14 protein-coding genes, 2 tRNA genes, 2 rRNA genes and 2 pseudogenes (1 of these 20 only partly in view) are annotated in these 22,648 nt (G+C 52.8%); 11 read left to right on the top strand and 9 right to left on the bottom strand.

The annotated features are described in order from the left end of the window. From QWT68_RS11570 to rrf, 4 genes are all read left to right on the top strand, one after another. Positions 1 to 52 (top strand) — tRNA-Ile (locus tag QWT68_RS11570); it begins 25 nt to the left of the window's first position. A gap of 20 nt (positions 53 to 72) precedes the next feature. Then, positions 73 to 148, top strand: a tRNA-Ala gene (locus QWT68_RS11565). Between the two features lie 167 nt (positions 149 to 315). Then, positions 316 to 3,247, top strand: a 23S ribosomal RNA gene (locus tag QWT68_RS11560). Positions 3,248 to 3,326: 79 nt separating this feature from the next. Further along, a 5S ribosomal RNA gene (gene rrf / locus QWT68_RS11555) occupies positions 3,327 to 3,442 on the top strand. A gap of 411 nt (positions 3,443 to 3,853) precedes the next feature. Here the strand turns inward: rrf and istB are convergent. Both istB and istA read right to left on the bottom strand, forming a co-directional pair. Then, on the bottom strand, positions 3,854 to 4,627 hold the full coding sequence (gene istB / locus QWT68_RS11550; protein ID WP_290148489.1) for an IS21-like element helper ATPase IstB: 774 nt from the start codon (positions 4,625 to 4,627) through the stop codon (positions 3,854 to 3,856). Beyond that, positions 4,624 to 6,156, bottom strand: a complete 1,533-nt coding sequence (istA, locus tag QWT68_RS11545; RefSeq protein ID WP_290148487.1) for an IS21 family transposase — start codon at positions 6,154 to 6,156, stop codon at positions 4,624 to 4,626. Before istA ends, istB begins: the two co-directional genes overlap by 4 nt. A 263-nt stretch (positions 6,157 to 6,419) precedes the next feature. Here istA and QWT68_RS11540 point away from each other — a divergent pair, with 263 nt between their 5' ends. The 4 genes from QWT68_RS11540 (at position 6,420) to QWT68_RS11525 (ending at position 9,761) form a co-directional block, all read left to right on the top strand. Continuing rightward, complete coding sequence (locus tag QWT68_RS11540) at positions 6,420 to 7,238, top strand: YihY/virulence factor BrkB family protein (protein ID WP_290148484.1); 819 nt, start codon at positions 6,420 to 6,422, stop codon at positions 7,236 to 7,238. Further along, positions 7,239 to 7,916 (top strand): response regulator transcription factor, encoded by a 678-nt coding sequence (locus QWT68_RS11535; RefSeq protein WP_040287717.1) that lies wholly within the window; start codon positions 7,239 to 7,241, stop codon positions 7,914 to 7,916. After that, positions 7,913 to 9,292, top strand: a complete 1,380-nt coding sequence (locus tag QWT68_RS11530; protein WP_290148481.1) for a sensor histidine kinase — start codon at positions 7,913 to 7,915, stop codon at positions 9,290 to 9,292. The genes QWT68_RS11535 and QWT68_RS11530 overlap by 4 nt, the downstream gene beginning before the upstream one ends. Positions 9,293 to 9,365: 73 nt before the next feature. Then, the gene (locus tag QWT68_RS11525; RefSeq protein WP_040287715.1) at positions 9,366 to 9,761 is read left to right on the top strand and encodes a hypothetical protein; all 396 of its coding nucleotides are present in this window, start codon (positions 9,366 to 9,368) and stop codon (positions 9,759 to 9,761) included. Between the two features lie 319 nt (positions 9,762 to 10,080). Here the strand turns inward: QWT68_RS11525 and QWT68_RS11520 are convergent. The 6 genes and pseudogenes from QWT68_RS11520 to QWT68_RS11495 form a co-directional block, all read right to left on the bottom strand. Beyond that, positions 10,081 to 11,622 (bottom strand): annotated as a pseudogene (locus QWT68_RS11520) (solute symporter family protein). Positions 11,623 to 11,636: 14 nt separating this feature from the next. Then, positions 11,637 to 11,999, bottom strand: coding sequence for a DUF485 domain-containing protein (locus tag QWT68_RS11515; RefSeq protein ID WP_290148480.1), 363 nt, complete (start codon positions 11,997 to 11,999; stop codon positions 11,637 to 11,639). Positions 12,000 to 12,220: 221 nt separating this feature from the next. Continuing rightward, complete coding sequence (locus tag QWT68_RS11510; RefSeq protein ID WP_290148478.1) at positions 12,221 to 12,913, bottom strand: hypothetical protein; 693 nt, start codon at positions 12,911 to 12,913, stop codon at positions 12,221 to 12,223. Beyond that, positions 12,894 to 13,784: an ABC transporter ATP-binding protein gene (locus QWT68_RS11505; RefSeq protein ID WP_040287712.1), complete on the bottom strand. Its 891-nt coding sequence runs from the start codon at positions 13,782 to 13,784 to the stop codon at positions 12,894 to 12,896. The genes QWT68_RS11510 and QWT68_RS11505 overlap by 20 nt, the downstream gene beginning before the upstream one ends. A 12-nt stretch (positions 13,785 to 13,796) precedes the next feature. Then, positions 13,797 to 14,960 carry a hypothetical protein gene (locus tag QWT68_RS11500; protein WP_290148475.1) on the bottom strand — a complete coding sequence of 388 codons (1,164 nt, stop codon included), beginning with the start codon at positions 14,958 to 14,960 and terminating at the stop codon, positions 13,797 to 13,799. A 28-nt stretch (positions 14,961 to 14,988) separates the two neighbouring features. Next, positions 14,989 to 16,200: a hypothetical protein gene (locus QWT68_RS11495; protein ID WP_290148473.1), complete on the bottom strand. Its 1,212-nt coding sequence runs from the start codon at positions 16,198 to 16,200 to the stop codon at positions 14,989 to 14,991. Between the two features lie 176 nt (positions 16,201 to 16,376). Here QWT68_RS11495 and QWT68_RS11490 point away from each other — a divergent pair, with 176 nt between their 5' ends. Further along, positions 16,377 to 18,437, top strand: a complete 2,061-nt coding sequence (locus tag QWT68_RS11490) for a catalase (RefSeq protein WP_290148472.1) — start codon at positions 16,377 to 16,379, stop codon at positions 18,435 to 18,437. 82 nt (positions 18,438 to 18,519) lie between these two features. On the opposite strand, the gene QWT68_RS11485 is transcribed toward QWT68_RS11490, so the two are convergent. Further along, positions 18,520 to 19,464 carry an MBL fold metallo-hydrolase gene (locus tag QWT68_RS11485; protein ID WP_290148470.1) on the bottom strand — a complete coding sequence of 315 codons (945 nt, stop codon included), beginning with the start codon at positions 19,462 to 19,464 and terminating at the stop codon, positions 18,520 to 18,522. Positions 19,465 to 19,946: 482 nt separating this feature from the next. On the opposite strand from QWT68_RS11485, the pseudogene cls reads away from it, so the two are divergent. Both cls and QWT68_RS11475 read left to right on the top strand, forming a co-directional pair. After that, positions 19,947 to 21,400, top strand: a pseudogene (gene cls, locus QWT68_RS11480) (cardiolipin synthase). Positions 21,401 to 21,527: 127 nt separating this feature from the next. Further along, complete coding sequence (locus QWT68_RS11475) at positions 21,528 to 22,604, top strand: S-layer homology domain-containing protein (RefSeq protein ID WP_290148468.1); 1,077 nt, start codon at positions 21,528 to 21,530, stop codon at positions 22,602 to 22,604. Positions 22,605 to 22,648 lie beyond the last annotated feature (44 nt).

The raw sequence follows: 22,648 nt of genomic DNA, 5'->3' as shown, positions 1-22,648 counted from the left end.
CGCACGCCTGATAAGCGTGAGGTCGGTGGTTCGAGTCCACTTAGGCCCACCATTTTGAATTCTTAATTACTTGGGGCCTTAGCTCAGCTGGGAGAGCGCCTGCCTTGCACGCAGGAGGTCAGCGGTTCGATCCCGCTAGGCTCCACCAATTTACTCTATGAAGAGTATTTTTGTTCTTTGAAAACTGGATAAAACGACATTGAAGCAACAAATCAAGACAATCAACCGAGCCGGACACACTTGTGAGCCGGACTGCGATTCTTTTTCGTTCTGACGTCCATTCATCGCTGGGTGGCGGAAGAACAATGACTTTATGGTTAAGTTAGGAAGGGCGCACGGCGGATGCCTTGGCACTAGGAGCCTATGAAGGACGGCACTAACACCGATATGCTTCGGGGAGCTGTAAGTAAGCTGTGATCCGAAGATTTCCGAATGGGGAAACCCACCATCTTTAATAGGATGGTACGTATCTGTGAATACATAGCAGATACGAGGCAGACCCGGAGAACTGAAACATCTAAGTATCCGGAGGAAGAGAAAGAAACATCGATTCCCTGAGTAGCGGCGAGCGAAACGGGAAGAGCCCAAACCAGGAAGCTTGCTTCCTGGGGTTGTAGGACACTCTATACGGAGTTACAAAGGGATGGGGTAGGCGAAGCGGCCTGGAAAGGCCCGCCAGAGTGGGTAAAAGCCCCGTAACCGAAATTCCATCCCCTCCAGAGTGGATCCTGAGTACGGCGGAACACGTGAAATTCCGTCGGAATCCGGGAGGACCATCTCCCAAGGCTAAATACTCCCTAGTGACCGATAGTGAACCAGTACCGTGAGGGAAAGGTGAAAAGCACCCCGGAAGGGGAGTGAAATAGATCCTGAAACCGTGTGCCTACAAGTTGTCAGAGCCCGTTAATGGGTGATGGCGTGCCTTTTGTAGAATGAACCGGCGAGTTACGATTCCATGCAAGGTTAAGCCGAGAACGCGGAGCCGCAGCGAAAGCGAGTCTGAACAGGGCGCATGAGTATGGGGTCGTAGACCCGAAACCAGGTGATCTACCCATGTCCAGGGTGAAGGTAAGGTAACACTTACTGGAGGCCCGAACCCACGTACGTTGAAAAGTGCGGGGATGAGGTGTGGGTAGCGGTGAAATTCCAATCGAACCTGGAGATAGCTGGTTCTCTCCGAAATAGCTTTAGGGCTAGCCTCAAACGTCAGAATCTCGGAGGTAGAGCACTGTTTGGACGAGGGGCCCATCCCGGGTTACCGAATTCAGACAAACTCCGAATGCCGATGATTTATGTTTGGGAGTCAGACTATGGGTGATAAGGTCCGTAGTCGAGAGGGAAACAGCCCAGACCGCCAGTTAAGGTCCCCAAGTATTCGTTAAGTGGAAAAGGATGTGGCGCTGCCCAGACAACCAGGATGTTGGCTTAGAAGCAGCCATCATTTAAAGAGTGCGTAATAGCTCACTGGTCGAGTGGCGCTGCGCCGAAAATGTATCGGGGCTAAACGAATCACCGAAACTGCGGATTGACACCTTGGGTGTCAGTGGTAGGAGAGCGTTCCAAGGGCGTTGAAGCTGGACCGGAAGGACTGGTGGAGCGCTTGGAAGTGAGAATGCCGGTATGAGTAGCGAAAGAAGGGTGAGAATCCCTTCCACCGAATGCCTAAGGTTTCCTGAGGAAGGCTCGTCCGCTCAGGGTTAGTCAGGACCTAAGTCGAGGCCGATAGGCGTAGACGATGGATAACAGGTTGATATTCCTGTACCACCTCCCCGCCGTTTGAGTAATGGGGGGACGCAGAAGGATAGGGTGAGCGCGCTGTTGGTCATGCGCGTCCAAGCAGTGAGGTGTGGAACGAGGCAAATCCCGTTCCTGTAACATTGAGCTGTGACGGCAAGGGGAAGTTTCCCTGGAGTCCCTGATTTCACACTGCCAAGAAAAGCCTCTAGCGAGGCGGGAGGTGCCTGTACCGCAAACCGACACAGGTAGGCGAGGAGAGAATCCTAAGGTGATCGAGAGAACTCTCGTTAAGGAACTCGGCAAAATGACCCCGTAACTTCGGGAGAAGGGGTGCTCTGGTAGGGTGAACAGCCCGAGAGAGCCGCAGTGAATAGGCCCAGGCGACTGTTTAGCAAAAACACAGGTCTCTGCAAAACCGTAAGGTGACGTATAGGGGCTGACGCCTGCCCGGTGCTGGAAGGTTAAGAGGAGAGGTTAGCGCAAGCGAAGCTTCGAATTGAAGCCCCAGTAAACGGCGGCCGTAACTATAACGGTCCTAAGGTAGCGAAATTCCTTGTCGGGTAAGTTCCGACCCGCACGAAAGGCGTAACGATCTGGGCACTGTCTCAACGAGAGACTCGGTGAAATTATAATATGCGTGAAGATGCGCATTACCCGCGACAGGACGGAAAGACCCCGTGGAGCTTTACTGTAGCCTGATATTGAATTCCGGTGCAGCCTGTACAGGATAGGTAGGAGCCTTGGATGCGTGAGCGCCAGCTTACGCGGAGGCAATGGTGGGATACTACCCTGGCTGTATTGGACTTCTAACCCTTGCCCGTGATCCGGGCAGGAGACAGTGTCAGGCGGACAGTTTGACTGGGGCGGTCGCCTCCTAAAAGGTAACGGAGGCGCCCAAAGGTTCCCTCAGAATGGTTGGACATCATTCGAAGAGTGCAAAGGCATAAGGGAGCTTGACTGCGAGACCGACAAGTCGAGCAGGGTCGAAAGACGGGCTTAGTGATCCGGTGGTTCCGCATGGAAGGGCCATCGCTCAACGGATAAAAGCTACCCCGGGGATAACAGGCTTATCTCCCCCAAGAGTCCACATCGACGGGGAGGTTTGGCACCTCGATGTCGGCTCATCGCATCCTGGGGCTGTAGTCGGTCCCAAGGGTTGGGCTGTTCGCCCATTAAAGCGGTACGCGAGCTGGGTTCAGAACGTCGTGAGACAGTTCGGTCCCTATCCGTCGCGGGCGCAGGAAATTTGAGAGGAGCTGTCCTTAGTACGAGAGGACCGGGATGGACACACCGCTGGTGTACCAGTTGTCTTGCCAAAGGCATCGCTGGGTAGCTATGTGTGGACGGGATAAATGCTGAAAGCATCTAAGCATGAAGCCCCCCTCGAGATGAGATTTCCCATTACGCAAGTAAGTAAGATCCCTCAAAGATGATGAGGTGGATAGGTCTGGTGTGGAAGCATGGCGACATGTGGAGCTGACAGATACTAATCGATCGAGGACTTAACCAAACAAAAGCGGAAGCGCCGTAAGGCGGTCTTGGCTGCACAATGTCTGTTTTATCCAGTTTTGAGCGAACAAGCTCATCTGTCTGGTAACGATGGCGAAGAGGTCACACCCGTTCCCATACCGAACACGGAAGTTAAGTTCTTCAGCGCCGATGGTAGTAGGGGGCTTCCCCCTGTGAGAGTAGGACGTTGCCGGGCACTATAAAAAGCGGGGACGATCGTTTTGATGCGACAAGCATCAGGGAGTCGGAGCTGGATTAACACGAGCGGAGACAAAATGTCTCTGCTCGTGTTTTTTTATTGCATGGAATGCTAGCATGTAAATGTTATCATGGGTCTGCCACCCGTCGCAGAGTATTAACATACAGTTTCGCTTCAGAAGGCGGTCCGTAAGAGTGAAGAGGCTACGGGTTCTCCTCTGATTTCCTGCATGGACTGCGGATGTGTGAAACCCTTAGAATAGAATAAGATAATGGATGGTATGATGATAAGTATTGGATGGCATTTAACATGATTTTGGGCTACGCCGTATGGGGTAAAAGCTCCTAATGTGACCGTCAAGTAGAATTAAGCAGTTTTCGGCAATTATCACACAACAGTTTTCAACAATTAAGATTCAACACCTGTTGTCGTAAATAACGTCTGACGATATTTCATTCGAATGCTGTTCTGCTCCTCGCTGAACGTTAAAATCTCGCTCCTATGCAGTAAACGATCCAGGATGGCTGTGGTCAATGTCGGATCTCCTAAAAACTTCCCCCACTCTCCAGGCCCCTTGTTGGATGTCAAAATAAAGGCTGCTTGATCATACAGTTCATAAATGAACTGGAAAAATAAATGAGCTTCCTGCGGCTCGTAGGCCATGTACATGACGTCATCGATAATGATTAAATCGGATTTGACGATTCGTTTGTAGCGGGTTTTAGACTTGGCCGTATAATCCTTGGTCTTCAATACATACATCAATCGGTCCATCGAGATGAAGGACACTTGGTGTCCTCTCTCAATCGCATGAATGCCTAATGCTGTAGATAGATGGGTTTTGCCGACACCCGTCGGCCCCATCATGATCAGTGTGAAACATTCTTCTACCCACGCTAGCTCCTTTAAGACATTCAGTTGCTTGGCCCCGATTGCGGTCTGTTCTTCCAACCGAAAGTTCTCCAAGGTGAGCAGTTCAGGAAACTCTGCCCATTTCATCAACTTATCCCGACTCTTTGTCTCCCGGCATCGCACCTCATAATGAAGGAATTCATGCATCAATTCATGATACGTCCATCCCTTCGATTCGGCCTCCCGTAAAATTCGGGGCAGCTCCTTTGCGGCCTCTGCTAAGCGCAGGGTCCGGCATTGATCTTGCAGATCTTCGTAGAGTGGCTTCATACCAGATCACCTCCTTGGAAAATCTGAAGGTAGATATCTTCTTTCCGTTCGGGGGCTCGAAGATCTTGATATTTTTCATTTACCGCTGCTTCACGCTGTCCAGTCTTCTTCTCTTCCATCTCCAACGAGATGGCGATGTCCCGTAAGTCATGAGCGCTGCTGAGTCGCAGTCGTCGCATCTCCTGAACAGCCGGGGATAAGAATTCAGGATACTGAAGGCCGACTGTCTGGACAATCTGCAATTGATCGAGCAGGTGACGCGGATATCGTTCCTTCAATACCTCAATCAGCCAGTTGGAGAGCTCAGCGTCCGCGATCATTTCGGTCACCTGTCGGATTGATGTGTCGCGTTTTGTCTGGTTCCGTTTCCGGTGGCCTGGATCGGATATAAGCTGGCCTTTTCCCTTCGCGATGGTATGTTTGGCGATCACCGGTCCTGTTTGCTGCAGACGGATCAGAAGGTGATCTTTATGTTCTTCTACATAGGCGATGTTCGGCGCGTCCGACCGGAACGTACCAAGTGGTACGCTATAGCGGTTCCCTCCAAAGCGAATCACATTGTCTTTGTGAATCTGTCTTGTTATACTGGACGTACAGACATTTTCGAAAATGTAGGTTCCTGAGACCGGTCTGAGGTGTTCCTTTTCCAGAGTATACACTTCGGCAGGTCTTTTTTTCGTCGTGTGATGAACGTTATAATTCCCGGTCCGTTTCAGCCATTTCATGCAGGTATCTTGCCAGTGGCGTAATTGATCGAATACCCGGTTCTTGGCGAAGTTTCCTTTTACGTACTGGATCACCCGTTCAATTTTCCCCTTTGTTTCCGGGTCAGCTTTCCGGCACAGATAAATCCTGAACTTCCGTTTCTGATGATACCTGGCGAACTCTGCGGTCAGAATAATATCTCCCGCATTTTCACTGACGGCCAGAAGGTTGTCCTGATCATATACGATTTCTTCGGTCATGCCTCCAAAATAGGCGAAGGCATTCTCATGCATCCGAATCAAATCCTTTGTGGTAAAGGGCCTGTCGAGCCACTCTACATATTTATAGCGAGAATGGGCCAGGACGAAACCGATGAAATAGAGTTTCTGGCTTTTTCCATCAACCGTTGGCTGTCGTGTCTGCCCGAAATCGACTTGTATCTGGAGTCCCTTAGGAAGTTCGGGCACAGCCGCATATTCTCGTTCTGCCAACTGTTTAGGAATACAATATTTCTCTCTAATTTCGTTAACGTAATTCCTCACAGTCCCTTCACTGACGAAGTTCACCTCCAGCTTTTCCTTTAGCCAGTCTGCGATTTGTGCACCTGTAAGATCTGGATGCTCTCTCAGCCATCCAAGGATCTGCTTCTCATACGGATCCAGTTTCTTCTTTCTTGTCTGTAAAGACAAGGCAAACTCGTGAAATTCCTCCGGAGTCTTTCCCCCATAATCTTTCACTCTGTTTCTAGAAATCTTAAGCTTTCTAGCGATCGCTGCGTCTGAAAATCCTTCCTCACGCAGTCGCTTCACTTCAAAATACACCATCCAAATTTCCACTTCCTCTTTCCTCACTTTCTATAGACTATCTCTAGTATATAGAAAGCAATATAGTAGCGGAAAACTGTTGTGTCTTATTTGTTGAAAACTGCTCTCTCTAGTTTAACGTTTACACCTAATCATGACTTTCAAGATGGAAAGATAATTTTTCAATAAATTGGTTGTCAGGACTCTCAATGTCCCCCTAATATAGATGGCTGTGTCTTTAACCGGCTTCTCCATGAACCCAAGACGACAAAAGGAGATTGATGATGAGTATAGGTATTAAAGTCCTAAAAAGGTTCTTTTTTGAGCGTTTTTTTGACCAAGCGGCTCAAACTGCCTACTATCTGCTGCTGTCGATATTGCCGTTTTTCCTGTTCGTGCTGTCGCTGCTCAGTCTCTTTCCGGTCAATGAAGAAGTTATGTTTCGATTTCTCCGGCCTTTTATTCCTGAAGAGTCTTTCTTACTGATTGAAGATAACGTCCTTGAAATCGTGAGGAACAAAACAGGGAAATGGCTCTATTTGAGTCTGGCGGGTGCTTTCTGGCTGTCGTCCGTGACAGTCCAGTCGCTCGCCCGTTCCCTGGACCTTGCAAACGGGTATGTCAGGAAGAGGGGCTTCTGGCTGTCGCTGTTCCGGGATCTCGGCGTCACGCTGCTCTTCATGCTGATTGTGCCGCTGTCCCTGCTGCTGCCGTTCATCGAAAACGTGCTCCATCAGGTGATTGCGTATTATGATGCCGTGGACGACTGGGAAGGCTGGCTGTTCCTTTGGCCGAAAGTGAAGTGGGGGCTCGGAACGCTCTTCCTATTCTTCTTTTTCCTGTTCTTCTATAAATTCGTGCCGACCGGAAAGGTGTATTTCCGGCAGGCGCTGCCGGGGGCGGTCTTCTCGACAATCGGCTGGCAGCTGTTCAGCTACCTGTTCGGCGGGTGGGTGACTGATGTCGATTACACGCGGTTGTACGGCCAGCTGTCCGGTATTATCATGCTGGTCATCTGGTTCTATATGACAGCGGTCATTCTGCTGCTGTCCGGCCTTCTTAATGCGGAGTGGAACCGATCGAAAACGAAAGGTGTGAAATAGATGACGACAATATTGGCAGTGGATGACGATCCGAATATCGTGGAACTTGTTCGGATCACCCTGTCGGGGGCAGGGTATTCGGTTATCAAAGCGGCAAATGGTAAGGAGGCACTTGGGAAATTAGCTGAGGAAGTGCCGGATCTCGCGGTTGTCGATGTGATGATGCCGGAGATGGACGGCTATGCGCTGACGAAGAAACTGCGTTCCGAATGGGATATCCCAGTGTTGCTGCTGACGGCGAAGGGGGAATTGGAGGACAAGGAGAAAGGGTTCCTTGCCGGATCGGATGACTATCTCGTCAAACCGTTCGAGCCGAAAGAGCTGCTGTTCCGGATCCGCGCGATTTTACGCCGCTATGACAAAGCGGTCGATGTCTTCATCGAAGCGGGGCCGCTGTCCATCAACCGTCAGACGTACGAAGTGACGATCGGCAGGAAAGTGCTGCTGCTGCCGCTGAAGGAATTCGAACTGCTGTCCGTGCTCGCCTCCCGTGTGAACCAGGTGTTCACGCGTGACATCCTGCTGGACCGTGTGTGGGGGTTTGACTACGAGGGAGATGACCAGACCCTTAACGTACATATCAAACGGCTGCGGAATAAGCTCGAAGGCCTGCCGGAAGGGATCCGCATCGTGACCGTCCGGGGTGTCGGTTATAAGCTGGAGGTCCCTCTGCCATGAGGTCCCTGTATGGGAAATTCCTTTTATATACCGCAGCCATCATGACATTCAGCGCCCTGACTGCATTCCTGGCAGTAAATACGTACTACCACCAGAATCTCAAAGGATCGAACGACGAGAAGAACATGCGGATCGCCAAGCAGATGGCGGACTACATCAAAGAGATGGAACCGCCGGATCTGCGGGTTTTTCTGGAGATGGAGGCTGGGACAGGATACAAACTGCTGCTGGCCGGTGCGGATGGAAAGACGGAGCGGTTCGGACAGGCGTTCCGTCTGGAGAACTTGGCGCCGGAGAAAGTGGAAAAGGTGTTGGCAGGAGACGACTACCATGGGATGCGTGAGTTTCCGACCGAAACGTTCGTGACCGGTTTCTTCTCGGACGAAACCGCGAACACGGTCGGCGTCCCATTTACGTATGAGGGCAGGGACTATGCGCTGTTCCTGCGTCCAGATATCAAACTGCTGTTCACGGAAGTGCATTCCCTGCTCGGCGGTATGGTGATCGTCATGGCCATCACCAGCCTGCTGGCAATGCTCATCGTTGCGAAGCGGCTCATCCGGCCGATCACCCAGCTGACGCTTGCGACGAGGCGGGTCGGGAATGAGGAATTCAGTCCAATCCTGAATATCGATCAGAAAGACGAGATCGGGCAGCTTGCGGAAAGTTTCCAAAGGATGACGGAGCGTCTCAGTGAGAACGACAGAATCCGGAAGCGATTCATCAGCGATGTGTCGCATGATTTCCAGTCGCCTCTGCTGAATATCAGAGGATATGCCGAACTGCTTGCAGACGAATCCCTGCCGGCGGGTGAACGGGCGGGCTATGCGAAAGTCATCCAATCGGAGACGGACCGGCTGTCGTCGCTGACGAAACAGCTGCTGCTGCTGACATCGCTCGATCAGATGATGAGCCCGCTGAAACCGGTGCAGTACAGTGTGAGTGAGCAGCTGAAGGAGACAGTGCGCAAATACCGGTGGCTGTTGGAAGAGAAGCAGATTTCGTTATCCATGGACGTGGAAGAGGCTGAGTTGACGGGGGATCCGTCGTTCCTTGAAAAGGTCTGGGAAAACATCCTGTCGAATGCGTTGAAATACACGGACAAGTATGGGACGGTGGACGTATCCCTTGCTGCAGGAGAAGAGAAGGTGGTTGTCACCATCAGCGACTCAGGCATCGGCATCGCGCCGGAGAACATGGAACGGATCTTCCACCGGTTCTACCGCGAAGACGACTCCCGGACACAGGCGGCAGAAGGGACTGGGCTCGGTCTCTCTATCGTGCAGCAGGTCGTCGAGCTCCACGGCGGAACGATCGATGTGACCAGTGAAAAAGGGAACGGAACGACATTCACAGTCACACTGCCGAAACTGTAATGTACTGTACATGTTGCGTTCATCTTCAGGTTGTATGATGGAAGTAATCAGAACGGCACAGGAGGAATGCAGCATGCAAGAGAAATGGAGTATGCGTTTAATCAGGATTGCAGCGATTTTCGGATTGATCGGAACGGTATTAGGTTCTCATATGGCGGGTTCGGGTTCGTACGCGTTCAAACCGATCCACGCGCACATTCTGCTCGTCGGCTGGCTGTCGATGTTTTCGTGGGGAGTCTTCTACAAAATATACAGGGTGCGCGCCAAAAAGTTGGTGGCCGTCCACGGCTGGACCGCCATCATCGGCGCCATCGGTCTGACAGCCGGTATGTGGCTGCAGTTCATCCAGCCATTCAATATCAACCCGACATTCGCTCTCATCTTCTACATCGTCGGCGGTACGATCCTGCTGATCGCCTTCGCGCTGTTCGTCATCATGACGTTCATGACCGAGCGGACAACAGCATAAGCGTATCGGATGAAAACCGTTCCCTGCCTGGGGAACGGTTTTTGCGTCTGGCGGCAGAGGAATCAGTTGCGGCAAAGCGGGAAAGTGCTCATAAATGGTGCCGTTCCGCTCATAAACCGGGGGAAGTGATCATAAATATGGGATTATGCTCATAAATCCTTGAAAGTGATCATAAACATGGGATTCCGCTCATAAACTGTCACGTTGCGCTCATAACTTCACAATTCCCACTCATCTTTGCCGGGAATACAGACAAAAAAGCCCGGCGGTCTGCCTGCAAGACAGACCACCGGGCTTTTAGGAAAAACGAGGAAACGATTTACAATCCGCGGTAGCCGGTTTCCGCTTTGAACCGGACCTCCGCGTAGGACACTTCCTCCGCTTCCTGCTTCTTTGCACCGACATATGTGCCGATGACCGCAGCCAGGAAGCCGGCCGGGATTTAGATGATTGCCGGGTTGATGAACGGGAAGAGCGGTTCGCCGACGAAGAACGCTGCGCCCGGCACCGGATTGATGACGTTCGGACTGACCGCGACGAGCACCAATGCCGTGATAAGGCCGGTCAGCATGGACGCCACTGCGCCTGTCGTGTTGAACTTACGCCAATAGATCGTCATGAGCAGAGTCGGTACGTTCGCGGACGCTGCGATACAGAATGCGAGCGACACGAGGAATGCGACGTTCAATTTTTCCGAACCAAGTGCCAGCAAGATTGACAGGACACCGACGCTGATGGCGGCGATACGGGCTGCGCGCACCTGCTGTTTCTCCGTCACTTTGCCTTTCATGATGATTTCTCCATACAGATCATGCGCAATGGCGGATGCACCCGAGAGCACGAGCCCTGCGACAACGGCAAGGATCGTGGCAAATGCTACAGCCGCAACGAATGACTCCAAGGCATCCCCGCCGAGCACACCGGCGAGCATCGGTGCAGCCATGTTGCCGGCGGCATTTTCAGCAATGATCGCTTTCGAGCCGACGAACTTGGCGGCCCCGAACCCGAGGAAGATCGTAAGGACATAGAAAATGCCGATGATCCAGACCGCATAGACGACGGATGAACGGGCCGTCTTTGCATCCTTCACCGTGAAGAAACGCATGAGGATGTGCGGCAGGCCTGCTGTTCCTAGCACCAGGGCCAGCAGTACGGAAATCAGACCGATCGGATCTTTGTAGACGACCCCCGAATGGAGGAATGATTCCCCGTGGTCCGTCGCTGTCCGCATAATATCGAACATGCCGACGAAATTGAAATTGAACTTCATTAGGACCAGGAACGAAATGACGATGGTTCCGATCATCAGCAGGATCGCCTTGACAATCTGCACCCAGCTTGTTGCAGTCATGCCGCCGAACAGCACATAGACGAGCATCATGACGCCGACAATCATCACTGACATCCAATAGTCGATGCCGAACAGCAGTTTGATGAGCGCGCCTGCACCGACGAGCTGCGCAAGCATATAGAACAGCACGATTGTAATCGTATTGAGCGCCGCCGCTCCGCGCACTTTCTTTGCGCCGAAGCGGGAGCCGATCATGTCGGCCATCGTATACTTTCCTAAATTCCGGAGCGGTTCTGCAATCAGGAACAGCACGACCAGATAAGCGGTCAGAAATCCGACACTGTAATAGAAGCCGTCGAATCCGTTCAGCGAGATGGCGCCGGCAATCCCGAGGAATGATGCGGCGGACAGGTAATCTCCGGCGATCGCCATGCCGTTCTGCCAGCCGGACAGGGAGCCGCCTGCCGTATAGAAGTCACTGGCCGTCTGCGTCTGTTTTGCAGCCCAGTAGGTGATGTACAACGTCAATAGAATCACAGCGAAAAAGATTATAATGGATATCATACTCATCAGCGAATCCCCCTTTATTCCTGAACGTGTTTTTCGATAATCTGGTCAACGTCCTTATCAAAATCCCGTGCTTTCTTTACATAAATCTGCGTGAACACCCATACCATGGCAAATAACCTGAAGGCGTAGACCCATGTCCACGTCATCCAGCCAACTGCACGCGTTTCCAGTATGTTTGTGTAACTGGTCAGGATCGGAAGCATCAGGTAAATTACGAAAAATGCAGCCGTATAAGGTGTGATGAAGCGGTTCTTCTTCCTGACGAGCCGCTTGAACTCCGGTGTCTCGATGGTCCGTTCATAGTCCAGTTTCCCATCCGTCGTGCGCGGCAGTTCCTCTGTCACGCGGACTCCGGATTCTTTCAGTCCCACTGTCACAAACTCATCCCCTTTTGTTTTCGTTGATATACCCCGCAGTTGTCAGGCGATCCCCAAATCACTTGGCAACTAGAGGCAGGACATACCTATTTTGTAAAGGTAACGAAAAGACAGAAAATATGAAATATTATTTTTACATAAGAAACAGACGGCCGGCAGTAAAAAGACCGCAATCTCATAGGAGAGTCGCGGTTTCCGGTGGATCTGATGAAGCTGAATCCCTAATCTGCAGGATTGAACACCACGGTAGACGTTTTAGTGACACGGAGCCACTGCCCTTCCCTGAGCTCCACACGGCTTTCGGTCTTCCCTGACGTGCCGCCGATCAGTTCGTAAAGAATGGGGTCTTTTCCTCTCTCAAGAATCTGCAAGTACCCATAGAGTTCATCAGTTGAAATCGTATATACTCCCGGGTCGATATCCGTTCCCACTTTCCATACACCTGCAGACAGGGTGTTCCTGGGTTCCGTCTCAGCAGGAAAAACTGAAACCGAATCATATCCGCCATCTGCGCGCACGGTCATCGATTCATCCACCGAAACAGTGAGCGTATGAGCACCGGCATAATCGCCGACAATTTCCCGGAGTATTTGCTTGCCGTCTTTATCCAATACATAGATATTCCCGGTAGGATTTCCGGCAATCATATACCGGCCAGGGGGCAGTGTGATGGTTTCACCGGTCTTCGGGACAACAGGGACAGCGGTTTCACGGGCTTCGCTGTTGGCGCGGTCGACTTCCGTAAACAGACCTGGATGAACAGAGCCGATCAGCTCCTGTTTCTCCTTGCCGGTGATTTCCTGATTCTCTGCGTAGCGGACAACGGACTCGGAAGACGGAACGGACTTTGTCTGGCAGCCTGCGGAGAGCGAGATCAGCAGGACGAGCAGCACGTTACGCATAGTAGTTTTCATAGTATTCCACCGTTCCGAGCGGTCCGATCGTCAGTTTGGCTGTGCCCTGCGTAAGAAGCTTTTCGATCCATTGCACCTGATCAGGCATGGACAGTCCGTTCAGCGGAATGCAGAGCAGGTGACGGGCGATATAGAGATGATCCTGCGGTAGGGCCAATGACTCTGCCAGAAGATTATATTGATCTGGCGCCATCTCGGCCTTCAGGAAAAGGTCCCGCTCGCCTGTCAGCTTCTGTTCGTGGACGATCACCCCGTCCTTCAGGAAGATGACACGGTCGGCGTATAAGTCGAGGTTTTCGAGCAGATGGGAGGCGACAAAGATCAGTTTCCCTTCCTCCTTCATCTGCATCAGACAATCGGAAATGAGGGCGACGTTAGCGATATCGAGCCCGTTCATCACCTCATCCATCAGCATGACAGGCGTGTCGGCGGCCATCATCATGGCAAAACAGAGCCGCTGCCGCATGCCGAGTGAATAGGTTTTCACTTTCTTCTTCACATAGTGGCCCATCTGGAGACGTTCGATGATGGCCGGGACTTGCTTGGACGAGTGCTGCCACATCGAGGCGTATAATTTCAGGTGAGCGGTGCCTGTCAATTCTTCAAAAAGGTCCCCCTGTTCCGGGAATGTTGTCAACTGCCGATGGATCGCAACCTCTTCCCGTTCGCTGCGGTAGGAATGCTTTCCGTCAAACAGCACTTGGCCGGAGTCCGGCTTCGTATAGTTTGCAATGATATTGAACAGCGTCGTCTTCCCGGTGCCGTTCGGTGCAGCAACACCGATGATCTCTCCTTTTCCGGCTGTGAAATCGATCCGATCCAGGACCACCTTGCCCGGATAGGCGATCGATATGTTCGTCAGTTTCAGCATGACTGTCCCTCCTTAGTGTTTCCTGGCTGTCCGGTATGCCCGGGCCGGCTGTCTGTAGCGAAGCCGGTTGACGATGGCGGCTGTGCCGAGAAGGATGGCGGTCAGGCCCGCATACCAGAAGAATGCATGCCGGATATCCAGCTGCCCGCTTGCATACCGTTCGGCTGCGATGCCGTTCATCACGGAAGCACTGTCCAGCATGACGAGCGGCCGGAGCCAGCCGGCCTGCAGACCTGCCGTCGACAGGATAGAGGGCAGCAGGATGAAAAAGAGAATGATCAGAACGGCTGCATAGGTGTTTTCCGTGAATTCCTGCAGCAGGGCGAACGCCGCAAGCAGCAGCAGGCTGATGAGCAGGAACGATAGGGACTGGAGCACAATATAGGAGACGGACGAGACCGCCCGGAACTCTCCGCCGTCATAGAGCAGCAGAGGTGATAAGAAGTCCCCCCATCCTGTCTTCAGTCCGGCATACAGCGCGCCGGCACCGATACCGGCGGCCAAGAACAGCGTAATAAGCGCCAGATGGACGCCCAGTTTCGTAAGCATCCGCCGGGTCGATGAAACCGGCAGCCCCTCCATGACGGAGCGGTTCGCCCGGTCATGGAGCATCATGCTGCTGCCGATCAGCAGGACGAACAAGCCGAATGGCGCACCGCTGATCCGATCCAGAGCAGCCGGTATGAAAGCACTTGCTGCCAGTGGATCTGCGATAATCGGCACGTCATGCTGCTGCTGATAGGTCAGCAGGGCCGTTTCTTGACGGATCTCTTCTTCCGTCATGATCAATTCCTCAGGCATGCCTTTGTTGCCGGCATCGTAAAGCTGCAGGCGCAGTTCGGTAAGCCGCAGTCCGTCTTCGATGTAAGACTTGCTGTTCTCCTCTTCATCCCATAAGTAGAAACGCTGCATGTTGATGAGGGATGCCTGTTCCGTCAGGTTGTCGTAGATCATCTGCCCCTCTTCCGACTCCCTCAGCTCTTCCGGAAATGCTTTGAAGATCGTTTCGAACAGTCCGGCTTCTTCATTCTTCTGATCTTGTACGGTTTCGATCTGCTGCTGGCTGTAGTGACCGAAATAGATCGGGAAGAAGAGGACCAGTGCCAGACCGAGCAGCCAGTTTTTCCGGTTATGTGCAAGCATGTTCAGTTCGAATAACAGATAGGTCCGTTTCATGGACAGACTCATTCCTTCCCGGGGTTTGTCAGCGCGCTTGGTAGAGGCGCCGCTTCGTGATGATCCGCGATACGGCGAACAGGAGGAGTTCCACTGCCAGCACAGCAGCCAGCAGGACGATGAATCCCTTCGCGACGGTGATCGTCTCCGTATTCAGCAGGTAATTCTTCTCACCTGTAATAATCTTGCCGAAATCGAAGTAGATCTGCGGGAAATAGCTGATGTCAATACCGGCAAGTTCCCGCGTCGTCCGGCCGTCATACAGCCGCTCCGCAAAAATGACAGCCGTTCCGAAGAGGAGGACGAGCCATTCGTTCTTCAGCAGGAGTCCGAGCACCGTATTCAGACGGATGATGAGATAGACGAGCAGGGGGACGGCCAGTAATGAAATCCCTATGAACTTCAAGATGCCCATCACGCCGTAGTCCTCGATGGTGAACGTCTGCTGGGCTGTCATGATGGGCACATTGAGATCGGCAGGCCCGAAGCCGAATTGGAGAGCCAGCAGGAGAACACCGACAGCCAGCACAGCGAAGATGACAAGCAGTGTATACAGGAAGGCGGACAGCGATTTCAGGTTCAGCTGCCGGTACCAGGACACGGGAAGACCTTGTAATACAGAACGGTGGAGCCGGTCCCGGGAAACGATATCGCTGCTGAAATACACAGCGCAGAAGAGCATGAAGGCAAAGCCGTATGTCTGGAGAAAGCGCTGCAGCGACTGGAGACCTGTCTTCTCGAACAGCAGCCCTTCCGTAACCGTACACTTATTGGAAAGGTAGTCTTCGTAGCGCAGCATTGTCTGATGGTACAGATGTTCCCGATCCTTGCCGGGAAATGGTGAATTGCTGAAAAGACGGTCATCCTGTATGTAGACGGAAGGGTCGGACTCCAGATAGGCGGTGCGCAGATGGAGATACCGGAGGAAGTTCCGGTCTTCATAGGCATTCAGGAATGCGGAGAACAGCCCGTGGTAGTATGCATTCATGGCGAATACGGGCTGCCCGGTCATGAGGATGATCCCCGTATTGCCGTTCTTCAGTCGCTGCTCCTGCTCGACTTCCAGTTTCGTCAAGTACAGTTTGGTCTCATCGATATCGAGCGTCTCAGGCGTCTCCCGATTCGGGACGAGCAGGAAACAGTAGATCAGCAGAAGTGTGCCGATGAACAGAAGGAACGGGATGGTCCGTCTGCCCGCAGCCGTCAGCAGAAATTCGTGTTTCAAATATGTGCGGTTCATTCCCGAGTCCCCTTTAACGATTTTCCAGTCATTTACTGAGAGTTGCAACCTACTATAACAGTATGTTCAAAATAGTTCAATATATCTTCTTGTGGAAAAGCCCGGACGTAATCTTCGACGGCCTCTTCACATACACTGTAAATGGTTGAAAATCTCGCTGAGAAAGGTGCGCATGTATGGATAATCGATTTTCCGACGAACATGACAAGTCGGTCACGAATCGCAAGCTCGAACAGCTTGAGGAGTTCCGCATCCAAAATACAGGAAATCCCCTGACGACGAACCAATCACTGAAACGGTCGAATGACGAAGATCAGTTGAAAGCCGGTGTCCGCGGTCCGACGCTGCGGCAGGACTATGAGTTTTTCGAGAAGATGACGCATTTTGTCAAGGAGCCGATCCCAGAGCGGAAAGTGCATGCGAGGGGATACGGCGCACATGGAGAGTTCGAGTGTTACAAATCCATGAAGCAGTACACGAAAGCCGGATTCCTGCAGGAAGAGGGGAAGAAGACACCGGTATTCGTCCGGTTCTCGACTGTTCAGGGGCCCCGCGGATCGAAGGATACTGCCCGTGATCTGCGCTGCAAAGGAGTGAAATTCTATACGGAAGAGGGCAACTACGACCTGACGACAATTGACATGCCGGTGCTCATTAACCAGGATGCCATGAAATTCCCCGATGCCCTGCATGCCTACCAGCCGGAACCGAGGACCGGCATGCCGACAGCTGCAGGCGCCCATGATAATTTCTGGGATTACGTAGCAAACAATCAGGAAGCCCTTCATATGACGCTTTGGGTCATGTCCGACCGCGGAATCCTTAGAAGTTACCGTATGATGGAATCCTGGTCGATCAACACCTATCTGCTCGTGAACGAACAAGGGGTCGCCACCTTTGTACGGTTCGTCTGGAAGCCGATCCTCGGCACGCATTCTCTCTTACAGGACGAAGCACAGAAGATTGGCGGCATCGATCCCGATTACCACCGCCGTGATCTGCGGGAAGCGATCGACCGGGGGGCATACGCAGAATATGAACTTGGCGTGCAGCTCCTGTCCCAGGAGGATGAGTTCAAGTTCGATTTTGACATCTTGGACCCGTCCAAATTTTGGCCGGAAGAACTCATCCCAGTTCAGCTGATCGGAAAAATGACATTGAACCGGAACGTCGACAATGAATTCGCCGAGCTTGAACAAGTGGCATTCAACCCGGCGAACGTCGTGCCCGGCATCGACTTCTCGAACGATCCTGTGCTGCAGGGACGGCTGATGGCCTATCAAAGTGCGCAGTATCACCGGCTCGGCAGTGCGAACTTCCAAGACTTGCCGATCAACCGCCCCCTCTGTCCGTTCACCAATAATACGAGGAAGGGCTTCATGCGGTACCGGATCGATGTCGATCAGACAAACTACCATAAAAACTCCATCTCGGATAATACACCGTATACCGTACCGCCGGAAGAGGGAGGATACGCCTCGTACCCGAAGAAAGTCGAAGGGCACGTCATACGCGCCCGGAGCAAGTCGTTCGATGATTTCTTCACACAGCCGCGGATCTTCTGGAACAGCCTTACTCCTGTCGAAAAACAGCACATGATCGAGGCACTCAGCTTTCAGCTCGGCTGTGTCCAAAGTGAGTCGGTCCGTCAGCAGAACGTCGATATCCTCGTCAAGGTCGATAAGGAGATGGCCAACATCGTTGCAGACAATATTGGTGTCAACCGTCCGAGCGGCAGCCATGTGCCGGTATCCACCAAGTATCCATCCCTCAGCCAGGCCAGCACACCGAAATACGCATATTCCCAAAAGGTCGGGGTGCTGATCACGAACGGATTCGATACGGAGGCGGTCAAAAAAACTCTGGATGTATTGGAGAAGTATGGTGTATTCGTCGTAATCATCAGTGAAACCCTCGGTACAGTGACCGGCAGTGACGGCACCAAACTGAAAGTGGATGAAACGTTCCTGACGACAAGCCCGTATTTGATGGACTCTCTCTATATCGTTGGGGGAACTCCGAAAAATGCAGATAAGTTCAATTACGACATGAACGAATACATTAACGTCGCTTACAAGCACTACAAACCGATCGGGGTTGCGTCCACTGGCCGGGCATTCATCCGGAAATCGGCGCAGAACAATATGGCTGGCGTCGTGTTTGCTGACAATAATCCGGACTTCGGCGAGGAATTTGTGGCAGCAGTCGCACAGCAGCGGTTTTTCGACCGAACGTAAGCAAACGCAAACAGACGCGTATTCCGATAACTGGAATACGCGTCTGTTTTCATTCAGTTCGGATAAGGGAGGGACAGGGCTCTCACGAATCGCAGAGCGTCTCCCCGAGCCGCAGCAGCGTCAGCCGTTCCCGCGGAAGACCGCGCCTGTGCCACTCGGCCAGAAGCCGGTCGAGCGCTTCTTCCGTCGTATCGTCGGCCAGCCGGAATGCGCCGTAATGCATCGGGATGAACGTATCCGCCCGGACATCTTCGAATGCCTGTACAGCTTCCTCAGGCGTCATATGCTGGGTGCCCATGAACCATTCCGGCTCATAGGCACCGATCGGCAGCAGGGCATAGCGGATATCCGGGAAACGGTCGCCGATTGCACGGAACCCCGGAAAGTACCCGCTGTCCCCGGCATAATACAATGTACCGAACCGCTCTTCACCAGCGGCTGCCTGGCGGATCACCCAGCCGCACCAATGGGACGTGTTCGTGTCGGTCAGCGAACGCTTCGTCCAGTGCTGGGCAGGGACCGCATGGTATGAAAGCGGGCCGATGGTGACGTATGCTCCCCAGGGGACTTCGTAAACGCACGACTGTTTCATAATCTTGCGTACCGCCGGCCCCAGACCTTCAGGCACCAGGACCGCCGGACTGCCCGGCAGCTGCAGGAGGGAAGGTTTGTCGAAATGATCGTAATGGGAATGTGACAGCAGGACGACGTCGATGGCAGGCAGATCCTCAGGCGACAGACCGGGCGGCTCAAGCCGGACATCCAGCCCCATCCGGCGCGCAAACACCGGATCCGTGAGGATGTTGAGTCCAGCGATCTGCAGCAGGAACGTTGAATGGCCGATCCAGGTAATCGTGGTATCACAGCGGTTCCGCTGCAGGCGCGCCGTCTGCTTGTCCGGCGCCTGGCCGATTTTAAAACGCAAATCCTTCCGCTTCCTCATCCGCTCCCGCCGCCAGCGCATCAGTTCCCCGAACGTCGCTGGCCGTGCCGCCGGATCCAGATTCCGATACCGTCGTTTCTTCATGAAGCAGTCCCCCTGTACAACCAGTTTTCCCCATTATAGCGCAACGGAGTTACCCAGACGATGCAGAAAGAGCGGGCTTCATTGCAAGGGGCTTGGAAACTGCTCATAAACTGGCGAAACTGATCATAAATCTTGGGAAACGCTCATAAAACTTGATAAGTGATCATAAACTCGGGAAAGTGATCATAAATTTCGTAAAGTGATCATAAACACAGAAAATCGCTCATAAACCATGCCAAACCGCTCATAACTTCACACAATCAGGAACACAGCATGCCCGCGGACTGGCTGTCGGCTGCCACCAACCCGCCGTGCCGCTCCGTATGCACTTCAGACAAATCAAACCCCTGGCTTGCCGGCTCCGCTGTGCTACGCATTTTTTTATAGGAACAGAAGGACGCAAAAGGAGTCTCCCAGAGCAGAAAATAGATTGTATCGTTCACGGAAACCTGGCATCATGGACGGTAAAGGAGCAGACGCCTATGGAAATTGGAAATATCATTACATTGACCGCCACCATCACAATCATCCTGAACGCCTTCCTGCTGGCGGGGGTGCTGTTTTTCGAACGCCGGGACATCGGCAATACATGGGCATGGATCCTTGTCCTCGTCTTCCTGCCAATCGTGGGCTTCATCCTCTATCTCTTCCTCGGCAGGAATCTGAAGCAGAACAATTTCTACCGGCTCACGGAAAACGAGCGCGGGGAAATCCAGACGGAAGTCGATGCGCAGCTGGAGGCAATTGACCAGGGGACCTGCTGAAGGAGCCCGCTCTGCAGGTACAGGAAGAACTCATCCATATGAACCTGAAGTCGGCGGATGCCCTGCTGTCCACCGATAACAACATTGAGATCTTCAGCGACGGGCATGCGAAATTCGATGCACTCGAACGCGATATACGCAGCGCCCAAACCGAAGTCAACATCCAGTACTATATCTTCCAGAAAGACGAACTCGGCCGGCGGCTGCGGGATGCGCTAATCGAGCGGGCAAGAGCCGGCGTGAAAGTGCGCCTACTGTATGATGAGGTCGGCTCCAAAAAGACCCCGCCGAAATTCTTCGACGAGCTCCGGAAAGCGGGCGGGGAAGTCGAGGTATTCTTCCCGTCCTTCTTCCGGCTCATCAATTTCCGCATCAACAACCGGAACCACCGCAAACTGGTCATCATCGACGGTAAAATCGCCTACATCGGCGGGTTCAACGTAGGGGATGAATACCTCGGACTCGACAAGAAGTTCGGCTACTGGCGGGACACCCATCTGCGGATCGAAGGGCGGGCCATCCACCACATCCAGGGGAGGTTCATCCTCGACTGGCATCAGGCTGGCCGCGGGAAACCCGGTGAATGGGATCAATACGAATTCGCAGCGGGTCCGGCACGGGGGACGAGCCCCGTCCAGGTCGTCGCAAGCGGCCCCAATTCCCGGACGGAGCACCTGAAGAACATGTACATCAAACTCATCCTGGCGGCGAAGGAACGCGTCTATATCCAGACGCCGTATTTCATTCCTGATACGAGTTTCATGGATGCGTGCAAGATAGCATTGCTGTCGGGCGTCGACGTGCGCATCATGATCCCGTGCAAGCCGGATCATCCGTTCGTCTACTGGGCGACCTGGGCATATGCTGGGGACCTGATTGCGTATGGTGCGAAAATCCTGCTATACAACAACGGATTCCTGCACGCAAAGCCGATGGTCGTGGACGGGGAGACGGCATGTGTCGGGACGATGAACATCGATTCCCGCAGCTTCCATCTCAACTTCGAGGTGAGTGCGGTCATCTATGACAAAGCCATTGCCGGACAGCTGCAGGAACTGTTCCTGAAAGACACTGAAATCAGCACCGAGCTGACGGCGGAACGCTACGCTGAACGCTCTTTGCTCATCAAGTTCAAGGAAGGCATCTCCCGGCTGCTGTCGCCTGTCCTATAGGGAAAAGACGTCCGCAGAATATACCCGGACGTCTTTTTGCATGAATAATCCTTTTCATCTGGAAAAAAGTTGATAGGATGGCAGCAGATTGGTATGCTGGAACAAACAGAAGAAGAGGAGTGAGCACATGAAGAAGTTATGGACACTTGTCACCGTCATTGGTCTTTCCTTCATCCTCGCGGCACAGCCTGCAGTGGCTGCTGGATTCCCGGATGTCCCGAAAACGAACCGCTTCCACGATGAAATCAATTTCCTCGTCGGCAAAAACATTATCAGCGGCTATACGACCGGAAAGTTCCAGCCGAAAAAGGACGTGACACGCGGGGAAGCGGCCATCATGGTCGGCCGGATGCTCGACCTGAACGGCACGAAGCGCGCGACCAAGTTCAAGGACGTCGGCAAGAACTATGGCGCGAGCGGCTATATCGCCTCAGCAGCGGACCGCAAGATCATCAACGGCTATCCGGACGGCACCTTCCGTCCGAACGAGAAGATTTCACGCGGTGATATGGCGATGATCCTGGAGCGTTCGTTCGGCATCATGGCGGGAAGTTATGGCAGATTCAGTGATGTCGGTCATCACATGAACGCCTCCACGGCCATTTTTGAAATGGCAGGTGCCCATATTGTGACGGGGTATCCGGATGGCACCTTCCGTCCGACCGCGAATGTCACACGCGAGCAATTCTCAGCCTTCCTTGCACGCGGACTCAGTACTGAATTCAAACAGCGGACGCTTAACAAAGACGGCTATGCCTATGATCTGACAAAGACGTATACGTACGCACAGCCGAAAGGCGAGTTGCAAGTCGCGTATAAAAAAGTGACCATCAAGCCTGCAGAAGTGACATTCCACGGATATTTGTGGGAATTCAAGGATACGGGCGACGGCAGTGTCTATCACCTGGATCAGCGGGAAACAAAAGATGGGCTTTACATGGTTCATCCGCTTTCTGAAGCCGAAAAGGAGCTTATCTATCCTGTGAAATTGAACACGAAGTGGCAGCCCGGAATGGATTTCCATGAACGCGTCACGATCACAGGGATCAATAAAACCGTGAAAACACCATATAAGACATTCACAAAGGCCGTGGAAGCCACAAATACAAATGGAAATAAATCTTACTTTGTCAAAGGAATCGGACGAGTGAAGACGGTCGATAAATCCGGCAAGATGATCAGTGAATTGAAATCGATCCAGTAAATGAGGAAACCAGGCGGAACGGGGGATGCCCCTGTTCTGCCTGG

The sequence above is a fragment of the Sporosarcina trichiuri genome (genome assembly GCF_030406775.1).
Lineage (GTDB): Bacteria > Bacillota > Bacilli > Bacillales_A > Planococcaceae > Sporosarcina > Sporosarcina trichiuri.
The sequence above is the reverse complement of the archived record's forward strand: the minus strand, read 5'-3'. Positions and strand labels throughout refer to the sequence as shown.

Bases quoted from the DNA above. Each gene is read 5' to 3' on its own strand.
- QWT68_RS11500 (WP_290148475.1), bottom strand. From the start codon at position 14,960: ATGAAACGGACCTATCTGTTATTCGAACTGAACATGCTTGCACATAAC.
- QWT68_RS11490 (WP_290148472.1), top strand. From the start codon at position 16,377: ATGGATAATCGATTTTCCGACGAACATGACAAGTCGGTCACGAATCGC.
- QWT68_RS11525 (WP_040287715.1), top strand. From the start codon at position 9,366: ATGCAAGAGAAATGGAGTATGCGTTTAATCAGGATTGCAGCGATTTTC.
- QWT68_RS11530 (WP_290148481.1), top strand. From the start codon at position 7,913: ATGAGGTCCCTGTATGGGAAATTCCTTTTATATACCGCAGCCATCATG.
- istB (WP_290148489.1), bottom strand. From the start codon at position 4,627: ATGAAGCCACTCTACGAAGATCTGCAAGATCAATGCCGGACCCTGCGC.
- QWT68_RS11495 (WP_290148473.1), bottom strand. From the start codon at position 16,200: ATGAACCGCACATATTTGAAACACGAATTTCTGCTGACGGCTGCGGGC.
- QWT68_RS11505 (WP_040287712.1), bottom strand. From the start codon at position 13,784: ATGCTGAAACTGACGAACATATCGATCGCCTATCCGGGCAAGGTGGTC.
- QWT68_RS11535 (WP_040287717.1), top strand. From the start codon at position 7,239: ATGACGACAATATTGGCAGTGGATGACGATCCGAATATCGTGGAACTT.
- QWT68_RS11475 (WP_290148468.1), top strand. From the start codon at position 21,528: ATGAAGAAGTTATGGACACTTGTCACCGTCATTGGTCTTTCCTTCATC.
- QWT68_RS11540 (WP_290148484.1), top strand. From the start codon at position 6,420: ATGAGTATAGGTATTAAAGTCCTAAAAAGGTTCTTTTTTGAGCGTTTT.
- QWT68_RS11510 (WP_290148478.1), bottom strand. From the start codon at position 12,913: ATGAAAACTACTATGCGTAACGTGCTGCTCGTCCTGCTGATCTCGCTC.
- istA (WP_290148487.1), bottom strand. From the start codon at position 6,156: ATGGTGTATTTTGAAGTGAAGCGACTGCGTGAGGAAGGATTTTCAGAC.
- QWT68_RS11485 (WP_290148470.1), bottom strand. From the start codon at position 19,464: ATGAAGAAACGACGGTATCGGAATCTGGATCCGGCGGCACGGCCAGCG.